Source organism: Ktedonospora formicarum (assembly GCF_016587355.1).
Taxonomy (GTDB): Bacteria; Chloroflexota; Ktedonobacteria; order Ktedonobacterales; family Ktedonobacteraceae; genus Ktedonobacter; species Ktedonobacter formicarum.
In genome coordinates this window covers 206,937-220,988 of record NZ_BNJF01000003.1, presented here as the reverse complement: position 1 = coordinate 220,988, position 14,052 = coordinate 206,937, and the positions used below count along the sequence as shown (strand labels likewise).

The 14,052-nt window shown below is 51.9% G+C and carries 16 protein-coding genes and 2 pseudogenes; 13 read left to right on the top strand and 5 right to left on the bottom strand.

Annotated elements, in window-relative coordinates; translation table 11 throughout:
• Nucleotides 1-124: 124 nt before the first annotated feature.
• A complete protein-coding gene (locus K3T82_RS27285; protein ID WP_220196717.1) occupies nt 125-1,018 on the bottom strand; it encodes a helix-turn-helix domain-containing protein in 894 nt (297 codons plus the stop codon).
• Nucleotides 1,019-1,158: 140 nt separating this feature from the next.
• Here K3T82_RS27285 and K3T82_RS27280 point away from each other — a divergent pair, with 140 nt between their 5' ends.
• Both K3T82_RS27280 and K3T82_RS27275 read left to right on the top strand, forming a co-directional pair.
• Complete coding sequence (locus tag K3T82_RS27280; protein ID WP_220196716.1) at nt 1,159-2,220, top strand: Gfo/Idh/MocA family protein; 1,062 nt, start codon at nt 1,159-1,161, stop codon at nt 2,218-2,220.
• Complete coding sequence (locus K3T82_RS27275; protein ID WP_220196715.1) at nt 2,217-3,056, top strand: sugar phosphate isomerase/epimerase family protein; 840 nt, start codon at nt 2,217-2,219, stop codon at nt 3,054-3,056. The genes K3T82_RS27280 and K3T82_RS27275 overlap by 4 nt, the downstream gene beginning before the upstream one ends.
• A gap of 396 nt (nt 3,057-3,452) precedes the next feature.
• On the opposite strand, the gene K3T82_RS27270 is transcribed toward K3T82_RS27275, so the two are convergent.
• Nucleotides 3,453-4,055: a TetR/AcrR family transcriptional regulator gene (locus K3T82_RS27270; RefSeq protein WP_220196714.1), complete on the bottom strand. Its 603-nt coding sequence runs from the start codon at nt 4,053-4,055 to the stop codon at nt 3,453-3,455.
• 169 nt (nt 4,056-4,224) lie between these two features.
• Between K3T82_RS27270 and K3T82_RS27265 the strand changes: the two genes are divergently transcribed.
• Entirely contained in the window at nt 4,225-4,590 is a 366-nt protein-coding gene (locus tag K3T82_RS27265) for a DoxX family protein (RefSeq protein ID WP_220196713.1), read from the top strand.
• A 236-nt stretch (nt 4,591-4,826) separates the two neighbouring features.
• On the opposite strand, the gene K3T82_RS27260 is transcribed toward K3T82_RS27265, so the two are convergent.
• The gene (locus K3T82_RS27260) at nt 4,827-4,991 is read right to left on the bottom strand and encodes a hypothetical protein (protein ID WP_220196712.1); all 165 of its coding nucleotides are present in this window, start codon (nt 4,989-4,991) and stop codon (nt 4,827-4,829) included.
• Between the two features lie 483 nt (nt 4,992-5,474).
• Here K3T82_RS27260 and K3T82_RS27255 point away from each other — a divergent pair, with 483 nt between their 5' ends.
• The 8 genes and pseudogenes from K3T82_RS27255 (at nt 5,475) to K3T82_RS27230 (ending at nt 11,465) form a co-directional block, all read left to right on the top strand.
• Entirely contained in the window at nt 5,475-5,660 is a 186-nt protein-coding gene (locus K3T82_RS27255; protein ID WP_220196711.1) for a hypothetical protein, read from the top strand.
• Nucleotides 5,661-5,984: 324 nt separating this feature from the next.
• Nucleotides 5,985-6,095 (top strand): hypothetical protein, encoded by a 111-nt coding sequence (locus K3T82_RS50125; RefSeq protein WP_420799347.1) that lies wholly within the window; start codon nt 5,985-5,987, stop codon nt 6,093-6,095.
• A gap of 218 nt (nt 6,096-6,313) precedes the next feature.
• Nucleotides 6,314-6,682: a zinc-binding dehydrogenase gene (locus K3T82_RS47995; protein ID WP_236031595.1), complete on the top strand. Its 369-nt coding sequence runs from the start codon at nt 6,314-6,316 to the stop codon at nt 6,680-6,682.
• 19 nt (nt 6,683-6,701) lie between these two features.
• On the top strand, nt 6,702-6,776 hold the full coding sequence (locus K3T82_RS47990) for a hypothetical protein (RefSeq protein ID WP_236031660.1): 75 nt from the start codon (nt 6,702-6,704) through the stop codon (nt 6,774-6,776).
• A 181-nt stretch (nt 6,777-6,957) separates the two neighbouring features.
• Nucleotides 6,958-7,191 carry a hypothetical protein gene (locus K3T82_RS27245; protein WP_220196710.1) on the top strand — a complete coding sequence of 78 codons (234 nt, stop codon included), beginning with the start codon at nt 6,958-6,960 and terminating at the stop codon, nt 7,189-7,191.
• A 359-nt stretch (nt 7,192-7,550) separates the two neighbouring features.
• A pseudogene (locus K3T82_RS27240) lies at nt 7,551-10,099 on the top strand (PAS domain S-box protein).
• 48 nt (nt 10,100-10,147) lie between these two features.
• A complete protein-coding gene (locus tag K3T82_RS27235; RefSeq protein ID WP_307811249.1) occupies nt 10,148-10,417 on the top strand; it encodes a response regulator in 270 nt (89 codons plus the stop codon).
• A 199-nt stretch (nt 10,418-10,616) separates the two neighbouring features.
• Nucleotides 10,617-11,465, top strand: a complete 849-nt coding sequence (locus K3T82_RS27230; protein ID WP_220196709.1) for a cold shock domain-containing protein — start codon at nt 10,617-10,619, stop codon at nt 11,463-11,465.
• Nucleotides 11,466-11,535: 70 nt separating this feature from the next.
• On the opposite strand, the pseudogene K3T82_RS50120 reads toward K3T82_RS27230, so the two are convergent.
• Nucleotides 11,536-11,667 (bottom strand): annotated as a pseudogene (locus K3T82_RS50120) (IS6 family transposase); the annotation flags it as partial.
• A gap of 89 nt (nt 11,668-11,756) precedes the next feature.
• On the opposite strand from K3T82_RS50120, the gene K3T82_RS50115 reads away from it, so the two are divergent.
• Together K3T82_RS50115 and K3T82_RS27220 are read left to right on the top strand one after the other, a co-directional pair.
• Nucleotides 11,757-11,978 (top strand): hypothetical protein, encoded by a 222-nt coding sequence (locus K3T82_RS50115; RefSeq protein ID WP_236031594.1) that lies wholly within the window; start codon nt 11,757-11,759, stop codon nt 11,976-11,978.
• Between the two features lie 44 nt (nt 11,979-12,022).
• Nucleotides 12,023-13,132 (top strand): iron-containing alcohol dehydrogenase, encoded by a 1,110-nt coding sequence (locus K3T82_RS27220; RefSeq protein WP_220196707.1) that lies wholly within the window; start codon nt 12,023-12,025, stop codon nt 13,130-13,132.
• Nucleotides 13,133-13,287: 155 nt separating this feature from the next.
• Here the strand turns inward: K3T82_RS27220 and K3T82_RS27215 are convergent, their stop codons facing one another.
• Complete coding sequence (locus K3T82_RS27215; protein ID WP_220196706.1) at nt 13,288-14,001, bottom strand: IS6 family transposase; 714 nt, start codon at nt 13,999-14,001, stop codon at nt 13,288-13,290.
• Nucleotides 14,002-14,052 lie beyond the last annotated feature (51 nt).

The following is a 14,052-nucleotide window of genomic DNA, read 5'->3' as shown; positions in this document are numbered from 1 at the left end:
CTCCCAGAAACACTGGCGGAGGATATCCTCTTCTAGCTTTGCAGGACATCGACTCGTATATGCCTTGTCTTATGTGTAGGCTGGAAAAAAGCATCCAAATTACATGCGTCGATGAGAGCCAGTTCTAGCCCTCCTGGACGCCCTTTGGAGTGTTCGGGACGCTTGATGAGAGGAAATGGCGATATGCTTGTGGTGAGCGTCCACATGCACGGGTAAAGACACTATAAAAGTGGCTTAACGAGCCAAAACCGGAATCGGTAGCAATCTCAATAACAGAGCTCTCAGTGGTGGCAAGCAGCCGTTGGGCATGAGCCAGGCGATATTGCGTAATATATTCGACGATACTCACGCCAAAAGTCTTTTGGAAGAGACGCATGACTGAATGAGGGTGTAATCCCAGTTCTTGCGCAAGATCATCAACATGTATCGTGTGTTGATAGTGAGCCGCGATAAAACTTGCGGCACGTTCTGCACGTCGCCAATCAACGAGTGAAGTATGGTGAATACTATCTCCTTCAATGGAGACATCTGATGTTTTGATCTCATGTAGTAGATTTTTGCGTGACCATGCTAATCGACGCAAACAAGCTGCACTCTCTAGAAGCACAATCGCTCGTAACTCTTCACCAGCCTGGTGAAGATCGGTGCGCCAGCGCCGAAAGATACGCTGATCAAAATGGGCACACGCACCTACTTGATCATGTATGAGTATGCCGTCCATGATCTGCCCTGTGAATGAAGTGGGCAAGCTCCATTGCAGAAGATACCCCAGTGGAATGGTCAACCAATGTAATGTGGTCTGTTCTTCTTTCATGACCAGGCGATGAGGAATCGCTCCCCAGAACGCGGCTACTTGCCCAGCTTGAATAGAGATGGTTTTGCCTCCAAAGAGATAGGTGACTGCTCCTTGCTCCGCGAAATTGAGTTCTATTTCCTGATGACGGTGGAGCGGATTATCTCCTACCCCACTGGATGAACCGCTCGCTACACCGAGCACATCGTAGACCACCTGTCGCATAACCATCTTGCCCTTGAAGTGTTTGTGAGAATATCAGAACTATGCTTGTCAATGCAGGAAGATTGTGGCACGGCTTTCTGCTATTGTCAAGGTATCGTTGATTTCGTGATAGCTCAGGAAGGAGTGAAAAAGAATCACCTATGCAATTTACTCTTGACGATGAACCACGTTTCCCAAGAGGAAAACGATCAGGCATCGGGATTATTGGTTGCGGGCATATCGTCCAGACGGCACATTTACCAGCATATGAAAAATATGGCCTCAATATAGTTGGTGTCTATGACATATCTGAGCAAGCCATGCGCACTGTGCAGCAACGTTTTCATGTACGGCATGCGTTTGCCAGCGTGGATGACCTCTTCGCTTCATCGGATATCGAGGTTGTTGATATTGCTACCCACCCGGCAGAGCGAGCGGGTTTGATCCTGAAAGCATTACAGGCTGGCAAACATGTTCTCTCGCAAAAGCCTTTTGCATTGGATATGCACACCGCTCAGGAACTTATTCAGGAGGCAGAGCGTCGCCATCTCACACTTGCGGTGAATCAGAACGGACGTTGGGCTCCCCCGTGGCGAATTACGACGCAATTGGTCCAGCAAGGGGCTATTGGTGAGGTGTTAGCGGTGACACATCTGTTTGATACGCGCTTTGAGTGGGTGACCGGAACAGTGTTTGACACCATTCCCCACTGGGCCATTTATGACTATGGGCTCCATTGGATCGATAGTATTCATTGTTGGCTCGCTGATACTCCGCTTACCAGCATCCGAGCACGTGAATATCGGACTCCAGATCAGCCGATGGAGAGTAAAGCTGACTGGGGGATGTGGTGTGAATTTGTTTATGCGAATGGAGCCCATGCCATGATTAGAAGTGTGGGTTGTTCTCAAACCCAACGTGATGGACATCCCTTCTGGCTCCACGGTACACAGGGAATCATTCGTGGCAGTATTTTGGGCAAAGGGAATGATTTTGTCGAGCTTGAACGCGATGGTATTTCCTCTCGCTACCCTTTGAAAGGTCAGTGGTTCCCAGATGGTTTTGCGGGAACGATGGGGGAACTGCTTTGTGCCATCGAGGAAGATCGAGAACCGTACCACTCGGCTCGCCATACCTTACGCTCACTACAAATGACCCTCGCCGCTTGCCAATCAGCAGAGCACAATGGTGAGGTTGTTCCATATGAGGAGATGAAGAGATGATGACAACTTCCTGGCCTCAAGTAGGCATCTTTACATATGATTTCACCACCTTGCCTGCTCTCATACATTTTTGTCAAAGGCATCGTCTATCCTGTGTTCAACTCGGTGGCCCTCTCCTCGAGCAGGCGGTAGCCGATACCGCTTTCGCTGTCGAGATGCGTCAGCAACTGCAATCGCATAATATCAAGATTACTGCTCTCGCAGGATATCGGAATCTGGTTGTCCCCAACGAGGTAAAACGCATGACCAATCTGACTTTCCTCAAGGAATGCTTACGCCTCGCTCCGCTCCTGGGTACGCCAATCGTTGCGACCGAGACAGGCACCTACTCAAACGAAAGTGATTGGCTTGCATCCTCGGTTAACCAGAGTGTGGAGGTTCGGGAACGTTTATATGTAACGCTTGAAAAACTCCTCCGAACTGCTGAACAATATGGTTCGGTTCTCGCCCTGGAAGGATATGTGAATAATGTGATCCATACCGTAGATGCCTTGGAAGAGGTGCTTGTTCATTTTGCTACGCCACATTTGCAGGTCGTCCTTGATCCCTTTAATTATCTCTCGCGTGACCTGTTACCTCAGAGCGAACAGGTTGTTTGCGATTTTCTCGCTCGTTTTGAGCAGCATTTCACCCTCGCTCATCTTAAAGATGTCAGCGCAGACGGCGCAGAAGTCGACACGCCAGAATTTGGGTATGGCGTCTTTCCTTTCCGCCCGTACTTTACCTTTTTAAAACATCGTCGTCCGGATCTCCCCCTCATTCTGGAGCACTTGCCCATGGAACATCTTTCATCTGCACTGATGCGGCTACATACCCAGATACAAGCGCTGGCCTAGAGCAGTAGACCAAGACGTTTCCAATCAGTAAGAGGGCGAGGAGTCATTGAGCGAGCGATGTGGATGCTGACCATGAAGCAGCAATTATAGTATGTATGTCTCTTTGTTGAGAATTGTTTCCTCAAAGAGACACATGTTTTGCAATCCCACTGTTTCATGACCGTGCGAGCAATCTGGTCAGGGTAAAGGGAGCCTTGTTACGCAAACAACAGGGAAATGTTGGTGGTATGGGCTACTCTTTGGGGATTTGGATGTGATTGATATTGATCACATCACGCCCAGGAGCGAAGATGGAATTCCCAAATAGACACAAAGAGAGCGAGCGGTAGATGTGCTTCACAAAATGGTTTTGAGTTGAAATGGGTGGTTCTTTCTCCTCGAAGTTGGGTTTTCTAATTACTCTGGTAAAAAGTTTGGCGCAAGATGAGCTAGGCCCTCGGTCATGACCAGTAAGAATTGATGCGTCATCTCATCAGCAGACAGGGGAAGTTCACCATGCCTCCACTCCTCTACAAGCCCAAAAAGCGCCCAACTGATTGTTGAAGCAATAAGTTCTGGTCGCACTCCTTGACTCATCGGGAGTCGCTTTGCGGTCTTAAGCCATCCATGGATGAGTGCTGCCAATTCTTGTTGCACTGCTTGTTTGGAAAGCGTTGCAAATCGAACTTCCCCCAGGTTGCACTCTTGGTGTAACTCTTGGAGAGCAAGAAAGATGCCCCGGACTAACGCCTGCAAACTGTGACGATTCCAGCCAGGATTGGGTGGCAGATACGCCGCAATCTCCCGCTGGAATTGCTCACGAACAATGGAATCCATGAGTGCATATTTATCGGTGAAGTGATCATAAAACGTGGCGCGATTGATCATAGCACGCCCGGTGATCTCCTGGATGCTGATACTCTCGATGCTTTTTTCCCTGAGCAGTTCCCGAAACGCGTTTTGGAGGAACTGGCGCGTTCGCCTAACCCGAGGGTCCAGAGGTGGTGTGGTCTGTGACATCTATCTGACTTCCCCAACTTTTTGTCCCTGGTGTTGGTTAACCAACACCAGGGCCACATTGTGTGTTGATCGTTTGCACAAGGCACGGTAGTATTATACCCAACAGTTATGGTTTATACCATAGATGCTGGTCATCCTACACCTGTCGTTGAAAGAGAGAACGATATTCATGGGTATTGCACTTTGGATCAGTCAAGTGACTGTCGCACTTGTTTTTTTCGTGATTGGAGGGCTCAAAACTATTAGGAGCACAAGGCCGGGGAAGAAAACTGGAGACGCTGATGCCACTATTCCTCTTCCCATGCGTTTGCTTGGGGGTGCTGAAGTTTTAGGAGCATTGGGACTCGTTTTGCCAGTTGCAACGGGGATTGTACCAGTCTTAACGATTGCCGCAGCAGTGTGTCTCAGTATTGTGATGGTTGGTGCCACCATTCACCATCTGACCCATAAAGAGTCGCCGGGCTTAACGCTAGCCTTGTTCGTGCTGCTCATCTTTATTGTCATTGGTCATGTGATTTGGGTGCCGTTGGTCTAACAATGCTCTCAAGCTGTGTTCCCACATGTTCCCAGAGATGATGTATAGGTGGCAAGCCCTCAACCGAACTCGTCGAACAAACATTTGGAGGTTTTTCATGGGATGGCTGTATAACATTTCCTACTTCTTCGGGGGGGGCTTTTCTCATCAATGCGCTGCCGCATCTGGTCAACGGGTTAACGGGACGAGCATTTCAAAGCCCCTTTGCGAAACCGCTTGGTTAAGAACTGACGTCTTCAACGGTCAATGTTCTGTGAGGATTGCTCAACCTGGTGATCATGTATTTTCTGCTTTGCCGAGTCGGCATCTTTGATATCCGTGCTCTCGATCAGATCAGTGTCTTGGGCCTGGGTGCGTTGCTTATGGGCCTGCACTTGGGGCGCCACTTCGGGAAGTATCACGAAGGCAATGATCCTCACGGTCGTTTGGTACCAAACGACCGTGCGCAGAATAAAACGGATCTTCCGCAGAGTTGATGAAAAATACAGTTTGATTGCTTATTATCCGAAAATTTAATGCCTCTTTCGTTCAAGCCCTACCTGATCGAACGTTGGAATGATGAGTGTCGTAACGCCTTTGAACTGTACAGAGAAATCGTAGAAAGAGGATATACAGCCTCCATGTCCAATGTGAGCCGTTTCCTCAAGAATTTGCGTACGACAAAAAGGAAACCAAGAGGTTTCAAACGGGTTGGGCCGACTCCAGCAACCATTGCCACCAAAAAGATGCACAAGTGCGTCCGCTACCGACGGCTTTGCAAGTGGTGCGATGGATGACTTCACAGAGGAACAACGACTCGATTGGCAAAATGCCTATCTAGCACGACTGTGTGAAGCCGACCCACTCATTGCTCAGACATGTACTCTGCTTCAAGATTTGCCACCATGCTTCGAGAGCGGCAGGGAGCGCGGGTAGATACCTGGCTTGCGCAGATTGAGCAGCAAGAAGTTTCCGAGTTGAAGAACCTTGCTCGGGGGCTCAAGAAAGATTATGCTGCTGTCAAAGCTGGACTCACCACCTTCGCGACAACACTGGTCAAGAGCGATACCTGGCCTTTTGCCAGGTATTGATCTTTTAGATATGCTGTATCTGCTCTCTTTAAAGCCCCTGTATGAATCAAAATCTTTCTTAAATGGCCCCTTTCACCTATCTGAAAATGGCTCTTTTAACAGGTCCTTTATCAGAATATACTTCTTGGTGTCAGTACAAGACAAGAGCACGAGAGCTGCATTGCAGAAAGAAGAGAAAACAGTGATCGACAAAGAATAACGCATACAAGCGATCGCCATTACCGCCTTTGGCGGCCCTGATCAACTCAAGCTTGTGGATCTGCCTGTGCCACCCTGTAGTCCTGGGCAAGTCCTCATCAGCGTCCAGGCAGCCGGCGTCGGGATGTGAAAGTGCGGCGAGGAAGCGTCGTATTAGATGGGCAACAGTTTCCGCTCGTGCTTGGTTGGGAATCAGCAGGGATCATTGCAAAGGTGGGAGAGGCAGTCACAGGATAGGATGTGGGAACCCACATGATCTGCGCAACCTACTAGGTCGGCATTGGTCATTCTGCTTCTGCCGTGGCTGTCCCTGCGAATCTCGTCGCTTGATGCCCTGCACGCATCTGCCCTTCCCGCCAACGGGCTGACCGCTTACCAGGCGATTTTCGAACAGCTGAAGATCCAACCGGGAGAAACGCTCTTGATTACCGGTGCGGCGGGAGGAACCGGCACGTGTGCTCCAACTGGCTGCGCACGTTGGAGCACACGTCATGGTCACTGCAAGGAGCGAGCACCACCCATACCTTCAGCAACTGGGAGCAAGCGAACTCATTGATTATACGCAAACGGACTTCGCGGAGGCTGTCCACACGGCTCATCCTGAGGGCATCGATGCGGTCCTGGACTGCGTTGGGGGAGAGACAGCGGCAAGAAGTATGCAGGCGGTACGCGAGAGGGGACGGCTCGTCACCATTGTCGACCTTGAGCAGGTGACACCCACCTGTCATATTGACACGCACGTATTCTACATCCGCCCTGATGGGCGACAATTGGCCGAACTGACGAAGCTGGTGGAACCATGGTCAGTTGACGGTTCACCTTGATCAGGTGTTTCCCCTCGCCATGGCCAGGCAGGCTCATGAGCGACTGGAGACGCGGCACCATCAAGGAAAAATCGTGCTCAATGTATCAAGATGAAGACCCTCTATGGTCAAGTCCTAAAAAACCATGTGGAGATATTGTCAACGCAAGGGAAATTGTTGAGTTTATCGTCAGAAATTCAGGAGAGAAGTGGACGCCGGCCCAAAATCTTCTCGGAAGAAAGCCCTCTGAAAGACCTCAAATGAAGGTTCAGTGGTGAAACCTCATCAAGAGAAAAATGGAAGTTGACAATACCCGCGATTGTCGCCTGGGGAGAATGATTCAGGAAGAGGTCCTCAGCCAAGAAGCATTACGCCATCCTATCTCCTCCTACTTTCTCTCTACCGAACAGGAAATCAGCGCAGCCCTTGAGCAGACCCAACGTGCGGGAGCGCTCAGCGAGACCATCGACACGACCGATGTGACGACAACGCTCGTCGCCAGAGTGCAAGGAGGACATCTCGCACTATGACGTTGGATGTATGTGGGCAGTGACTTTGAGCAAAAACAGGGTACGGAAAATATTTCGCATGGCTCAAGAACCCGTTTTCCTTATTTGTTTTCTTGGAGAGGCGGTTTCCCGTTGTAAAGAAGCGCTGCAACGGATAGCCATAAAAGCCGCCCCTGAAATGGCCCAGGAGCAATGAGCATCTTCCCTGGGCCATTTCAGGGAAAAGCACGTATTGCATACACACACTTTTTCATAGCTTGTTACAACCGATGTGGCAGAAGAGGGATCATCTCCATTGCATGATATTTCTTGAGGTTCAAAGCGGGAAAACCTCTTTGCCACCAGGGATGGGGATACGTGAAAGGGAGACAGACAGTATGATGTTCAACCCACAAAGCAGCGAGTCAAGCATGCTCACATCGCGTGAAACGCTCCTCAGCACGCTTGAGGCGCTTCCCGATGCGTTGTTTGTTGTCGATGACGCCACAACGATTGTGTATGCCAATGCGAGCGCGCAGACCATGCTCGGCGCATCACGAGAGCAATTCCTGGGGAACCTCTTCTGGCGCGGTGCTCCACAACTCGTGAGCCCCTCACTCTATCAGGCAGTACTCAAGACCAGGCAGACCCAAGAGCCGACCGAGGTGGAGTATTGGTCTCCCATAACCCAGACCAGGCTGCACGTGCAACTCACTCCGACTATGGGGGACTCACCTTGCAGTTCCACGAAGTGAGAGCACGAGCTCGACGTCAGGAGATGGTTCCCCTCAGCGAACAGCTCTACACTGATATCCTGGAGACTATCGCTGACCAGCTCGTGATCTTAACCCCTGATGGGATAGTCCTGGCCATCAGTCAGCGCCTCTTAGAGGACGCACACCTCAGGCGAGAGGAAGTGGTTGGGAACCCGTTCACCGAAACTCCCTGGTGGTCATATGCTCCACCTGTCCAGCAGCAATTACGCGCGGCGATTGAACAAGCCAGTCGGAGAGAAATCGTGCACTTTGAGACCAGGATACGCCCGCAAGAGGGGTGGTATCTGGATCTTGCAGTGACGATGACTCCACATCTGAATGCTGACAGACAGGTCGAGTACCTCATCTATACAGGACTGGATATCACCGCGCGCAAACGAGCCGAAGAAGGACTCCGTGTCCTGGTTGATGCCATCCCCCAATTCGTCTGGATGAGGCGCCCCGATGGCTCTTCTGAATACGCGAACCAACGCTGGCGTGACTATACCAATATGACCGCCGAACAAGCTCAAGGGAATGGCTGGCTCCAGGCCATCCATCCCGATGACCAACAACGCATTCTGGAGGTGTGGCAGAGCGCCGTCCAGGCAGGCGGGCCCTATGAAGCGGAACTGCGCCTACGCCATGGCACGACCGGAGGCTATCGGTGGTTCCTTGCCAGAGGAGTGCCGTTCAAAGATGCGCAGGGCACGATCCTGAAGTGGTTTGGCACCAACACTGACATTGAGGAGAAGAAACAGGCTGAACTGCAACTCAAAACCAGTGAGCAGAACTTTCGCACGCTCGCCGAAATGGTGCCGCAACTGGTGTGGACCATGTGGCCCGACGGCCGTCTAGACTACACGAATCAGCGTTATCGCGACGTAACGCTGACCAATCTTACCCTCGAAGGAGACGATATATGGCGTCAGTTCGTGCATCCAGAGGACATTGAGCGGACACTGGCGCTCCGTCACCAATTACTTAGAACAGGGAATATCTACGAGAACGAATATCGTCTTAAGGATGGACGGACTGGAGAGTACCGCTGGTATTTAACCCGTGCGCTCCCAGTCCGCGATGAAACGGGTCAGATCATCAAGTGGTTCGGCACTGGCACTGATATTGATGACCAGAAGCGCATCGAGGAAGCTTTACGCCAGAGTCGGGAACAAGCGAACGCCCTGATGAACTCTAGCATTATCGGGATCTTTGTCGGCGAAAAGGAGCAGATTGTGGATGCCAACGACACCTTTCTGCGCATGACTGGCTATACACGAGAAGATCTCCGCGAGGGGCGTATGAACTGGATGCAGATGACCTCTCCAGAGTATCTAGCTCGTACTCAGCAGGCCGAGCAGGAACTTGATGCCCAGCAGTCGCTGACGCCCTATGAGAAAGAATACGTGTGCAAAGACGGCAGTCGCCTTCCCGTGCTCGTGGGCGGGGTCCTCTTACAGCATCACTCATTCCAGGTGATTACCTTTGTGCTGGATAACTCGGCGCGCAAGGAACTCGAACAACGCAAAGATGCCTTTATCAGCATGGCCAGCCATGAACTGCGGAATCCACTCACGGCCTTGAAACTGCAGACCTCCTTGCTGCACCAGCAACTGGTCAAGCAAAGCCTCCAGGCTCCAGCTCTCTCTAGCATGCAAACCCAGATCAACAAACTTATCCGGCTGGTGGAAGACTTGCTGGACGTCTCCAAAATCCAGGCTGGCAAACTGGGGTATCGGCAGGAGAGAGTCGATCTCGACGCCTTGCTCCATGAGGTGGCCGACACGATGCAACAGATCGAGGCGACGCATACCATTGTGGTACGTGGCGCAACTTCCTGCTCCCTGGTGGGAGATAAAGACCGGTTGGGACAGGTCTTCACCAACCTGCTCAGTAATGCGATCAAGTACTCTCCTCATGCCCGGACTATCGAGATGGATCTCTCCGCCTCCGACGAGGCGGTCACGATCCGTGTGCAGGATCACGGCCTGGGCATCCCGCGCGAAAAGCGCGACAAGATTTTTGACCGGTTCTATCGGGTCGCTGATCCCAGGCAGAAAGCGATCCCCGGCCTGGGCGTGGGCTTGTATATTGTCTCGGAGATTGTGAAACACCATAGGGGAACCATCACCGTCGAAAGCGAACCGGGAAAAGGGTCAACCTTTCAGGTGATGCTTCCCCAGAAAAGAACATGAGGAACGCACACGAAGACTACCCAACAACAGGTATGCAGCGAGGTTGTCATTGTCAAGAGTATTCTCATTGTCGAAGATGATCCCGTTCTTGGGAACCTGCTGCCGGAAACGTTCCAGCAGGAGACGGCCTATCAAGGCTATCTTGCTTCAAGTGGCGAGAGGGCGCTGATGATGCTTTCAACCATCACGCCTGCATTGTTTCTGCTCGACTACCAACTCCCCGGGATGAATGGGCTGGAACTCGCCGACCACCTGCGGCGCCGAGAAGGAGGGAAGCCGAGGTTCAGAGAGGAGCAGCTCAGGTTTTTCCCTTTCTGAGTAGATCCTGAGCAGAATCGTTTTGACGCAATGCGTGTGTAACAGAAAAACACACAGTCTTTTCAGATCGCTATAGGTTCAAACGCCCTGTCACCTTGCGTACGTCCGCAAGACCAGATAGGATGATAGGGAAGCTTTACGAGAGAGTGACGAAATCATCCCAACCGCTCCGGTATTGAGGGGAAAGGAGTAGACTATTATGACCACCAATCTTCGGCTCGATGACCAGTTCCCCGATTTTGAACTGCCGAATCACCAGAACGAGCCCATGCGACTCTCCCACTTCACTAAGCCCAGTTTCCTCGACACCCACCTGGGGTTCCAGGACGGGTATCCGCTGATCCTGGTCTTCTTTCGCGGGTTCTTCTGCCCGCGTGACCAGCAGCAGATGCGGCAACTCGTGGAGTTCCAACGCGAACTGGCGGTGAATTATGGCAAGCTCGTGGCGGTAAGCGTGGATCCACCGCTCGTGCAAGCCGCGTTCCGAGCAGGCCTGGGGGCGCAGTGGACGTTCTTGTCGGATGAACAGCAGGTCGTCATCAAACAGATCAACATTCTCGACGAGACGGAAGGCGAGTATGCCTATCGTGCGCAGCCGTACACGTTTGTGCTGCGGCCAGACTTGCGCATCCACACCATTTATAATGGCTGGTACTTCGTGGGTCGCCCCACGACTGAAGAGCTGCGACGGGATCTACGCGCGATCATGGAAACCCGTTCCGATTATCGCTACGAGGCGTATGACACGCCAGAGGTGCGGCGGATTCGTATTCCCCAGCAGGAGTGGCTCAAGGGAAGTCCTGCATTGGGGGAGAACGGCTTGCCGATAGCCCAAGGAGTCGTCCGCTGGTTTGACCCCAACGCGGGGATCGGTATCATCGTGAGAGAAGAAGCAGGCGAGGAGATCTTCTTCCACTTCACGGCGCTTCCTGGACAGGGCTACCGCACGATCAGAGCCGGCGTTCCAGTACAATTCGAAATTGTCGAGGGGAGGGCCGGCCTGGCCGCACGGAATATTCAGCAAATCAATCGGATGTGTCAGAATTGAGAAGGAAAGAGCGAACAACGTGTGTTCGATACACCTCCTCTCCATTTCTCTCTGCTTCAGCAGTTGGCATCAGAGCCTTCAAGGTATCGAGACGTTGGCAAAACATCGTGCGTTGTTGAGAGAGAGACACAGACTGTTTCATCGTCATGCGGACACGGAAGAATTGGCGTAGCTCATCAAAGGCCCGACAAAAACGGCCTGAATCCCTCAACCCATCAAGGGAAAACTTACCAATTGTTTGGTCCCAAGGAGTATGCTTATACTGAGGCATTTGCGAAGGTTTCGGAGATCTTGGGGCAAAACATCGTTTACGAACGAATATCGTTTGAAGCGTTCTACGAGCTAAGGTTAAAGAGGGATTCGCCCTACAAGGCGCAGCATCTCTTTGGAGTTGCACAAGATCACGCGGCGGGCGTTTTCTCCGGCACAGACGGAGTGATCGAACAAATCACCGGGCAGCCGCCTATGGGCCTTGAAGAATTTATCCGGAAACATCGCGCGGCGTTTGAGTAACACACTCAAGGGGTACATGTTATCGAGAACGCACAGGAAAGAGAATGAGAGAGACAATGACCACGACGCGTCGAGGCGAATATACATTCTTACCACAGGAACACATTCTATTTGGAGCTGGGAGCATTCAACACCTGGCGGATGAGGTTCAAAAATATAAGGGGACGAAAGCCCTTCTCATTACCGGAAAAACATTGGCGACAAAGACCGATGTTATCCAACAAGTCTTGCAGGCACTTGGCACACCATCGGCAGAAGTCTTCCACGAGATCGGTGAGCACGCTCCGATGGCAGCGATTCAGAGAGCAATAGAGCTGGCACGAGAAAAACACATCGATCTCTTGATCAGTGTTGGCGGAGGGAGTCCGATTGATGCGGCCAAGGTAGTAGCATACTCGCTCGACGAAGGGCATCATCAGTTCCTGCCACATATTGCCATCCCCACGACACTCTCAGCCGCGGAATTCGCCAAGGATGCGGGCTATACAGATGAAACTCAACAGCGCAAAACGGGGGTGAGCGATCCAGGACTGATCCCCCGCAGCGTCATTCTGGATGCAGAGCTGACGCTAGCAACTCCCCCGCGCCTGTGGATCTCGTCTGGTATTCGCTCCCTGGACCATGCGGTTGAAACACTCTACGCTCCAGGCGTTCATCCCATCAATGATGCGCTGGCGCTTGAGGCAATACGAAAACTCTTTGTCTACCTGCCTCAGTCCCAGGCGCACCCTGAGGATGTAGAGATACGTACTGAGCTACAGTTGGCGGCGTGGATGAGCTTCTTTGGCAGCACAAATGCACCAATGGGACTCAGCCATATCCTCGGGCGTAGCATAGGGGCAACCTATCATGTAGCGCATGGAATCACCTCCTGCATTACCCTCCCAGTTGTCATGAAGGCTATGGTGGAGTCGCATGCCGCACAACTCAGTCGCATTGCCCAGATTCTCCAATTGCCAGGAGACGATCAGGCAACGCAAGCGATACATGCCGCGATGGCTGTGGATGATCTGATCGCTCGCCTGGGCTTACCACGGCATCTCCGCGAGGTCGGTATTGGGCCAGACAACCTGCGTTCGATCGCCATCTACGCAGTCGGAGGCCAAGGGGAAAAAGCAGAATTCGCAGAAAAGATGCTTCAGCAGATGTTCTAGTACGAGTTAGCGGTGCGAAATGACTCCACAGGCCGCTTGAAGCCCTATTTAGGTGTTAAATTGATGGGCTTGGTATTGTCAACTTAACGAATAAATGGAAGAGCTCTTGGGAAAAGAGGAGGAAAAAGCTGAGGATTGGAGAGGAGAAAGAGCGGTTAGGTGACTTTCCCTGCGGTCACCTGGCTCCACACCAGGAAGCGATCCTGCATGCAGGTGCGGTAATCTCTGGCCGCGGGACGATGGCGTTTGGGATGAAAATGATCAAAGATCGGACCAAAGGTGGAAAGGAACCGTTGTACATGCCCAGGAGATTTGAAACGCCGCATGAGGTATTCTCGCTGTCTCGTTGGTTGGTGCGAGCGTTCTGCTCGGTTGTTCAGCCCTTTGTGCTGCAGGTGCTCGACGCTTCGCAAGATCTCGCGTTTGGCCACTCCATAACTCTTCAGCTTATCGGTAATGATCACGCGTGGGACGTATTGGAGCCCTTTGAAGAGCTTGCGAAAAAAGCGTTTCGCCGCGTGTGTATTTCGTCGGCTTTGGACAAGGATATCGAGCACATTGCCATCCTGGTCCACAGCTCTCCAAAGGGAGTGCGTTTTCCCGTTGATCTTTGGGTTCACTTCATCCATGTGCCACTTGTCGCCACAACGAGGACGGCGACGACGCAATTCGTTGGCGTAGGTTTGCCCAAATTTGAAGCACCATTGCCTCACCGTTTCATAGGTCACCACGATCCCGCGCTGGGCCAGGAGTTCTTCGACATCGCGAAAGCTGAACGAGAAGCGGAAATACAACCACACCGCGTGGCTGATAATTTCCGGTGGGAAGTGAAAGCCTTTGTAGTTGTGAGCAGTGGCATTTGTTTTCATGATGCTATTCTAGCACATTGCTCAGCTGCACTACCAAATTGACAATACCTT

Coding starts and splice junctions, on each gene's coding strand:
- K3T82_RS27220 (WP_220196707.1), top strand. CDS start 12,023: ATGAGAGAGACAATGACCACGACGCGTCGAGGCGAATATACATTCTTA.
- K3T82_RS27245 (WP_220196710.1), top strand. CDS start 6,958: ATGGAAGTTGACAATACCCGCGATTGTCGCCTGGGGAGAATGATTCAG.
- K3T82_RS27280 (WP_220196716.1), top strand. CDS start 1,159: ATGCAATTTACTCTTGACGATGAACCACGTTTCCCAAGAGGAAAACGA.
- K3T82_RS27230 (WP_220196709.1), top strand. CDS start 10,617: ATGACCACCAATCTTCGGCTCGATGACCAGTTCCCCGATTTTGAACTG.
- K3T82_RS27275 (WP_220196715.1), top strand. CDS start 2,217: ATGATGACAACTTCCTGGCCTCAAGTAGGCATCTTTACATATGATTTC.
- K3T82_RS27215 (WP_220196706.1), bottom strand. CDS start 14,001: ATGAAAACAAATGCCACTGCTCACAACTACAAAGGCTTTCACTTCCCA.
- K3T82_RS27255 (WP_220196711.1), top strand. CDS start 5,475: ATGCTTCGAGAGCGGCAGGGAGCGCGGGTAGATACCTGGCTTGCGCAG.
- K3T82_RS27270 (WP_220196714.1), bottom strand. CDS start 4,055: ATGTCACAGACCACACCACCTCTGGACCCTCGGGTTAGGCGAACGCGC.
- K3T82_RS27285 (WP_220196717.1), bottom strand. CDS start 1,018: ATGCGACAGGTGGTCTACGATGTGCTCGGTGTAGCGAGCGGTTCATCC.
- K3T82_RS27265 (WP_220196713.1), top strand. CDS start 4,225: ATGGGTATTGCACTTTGGATCAGTCAAGTGACTGTCGCACTTGTTTTT.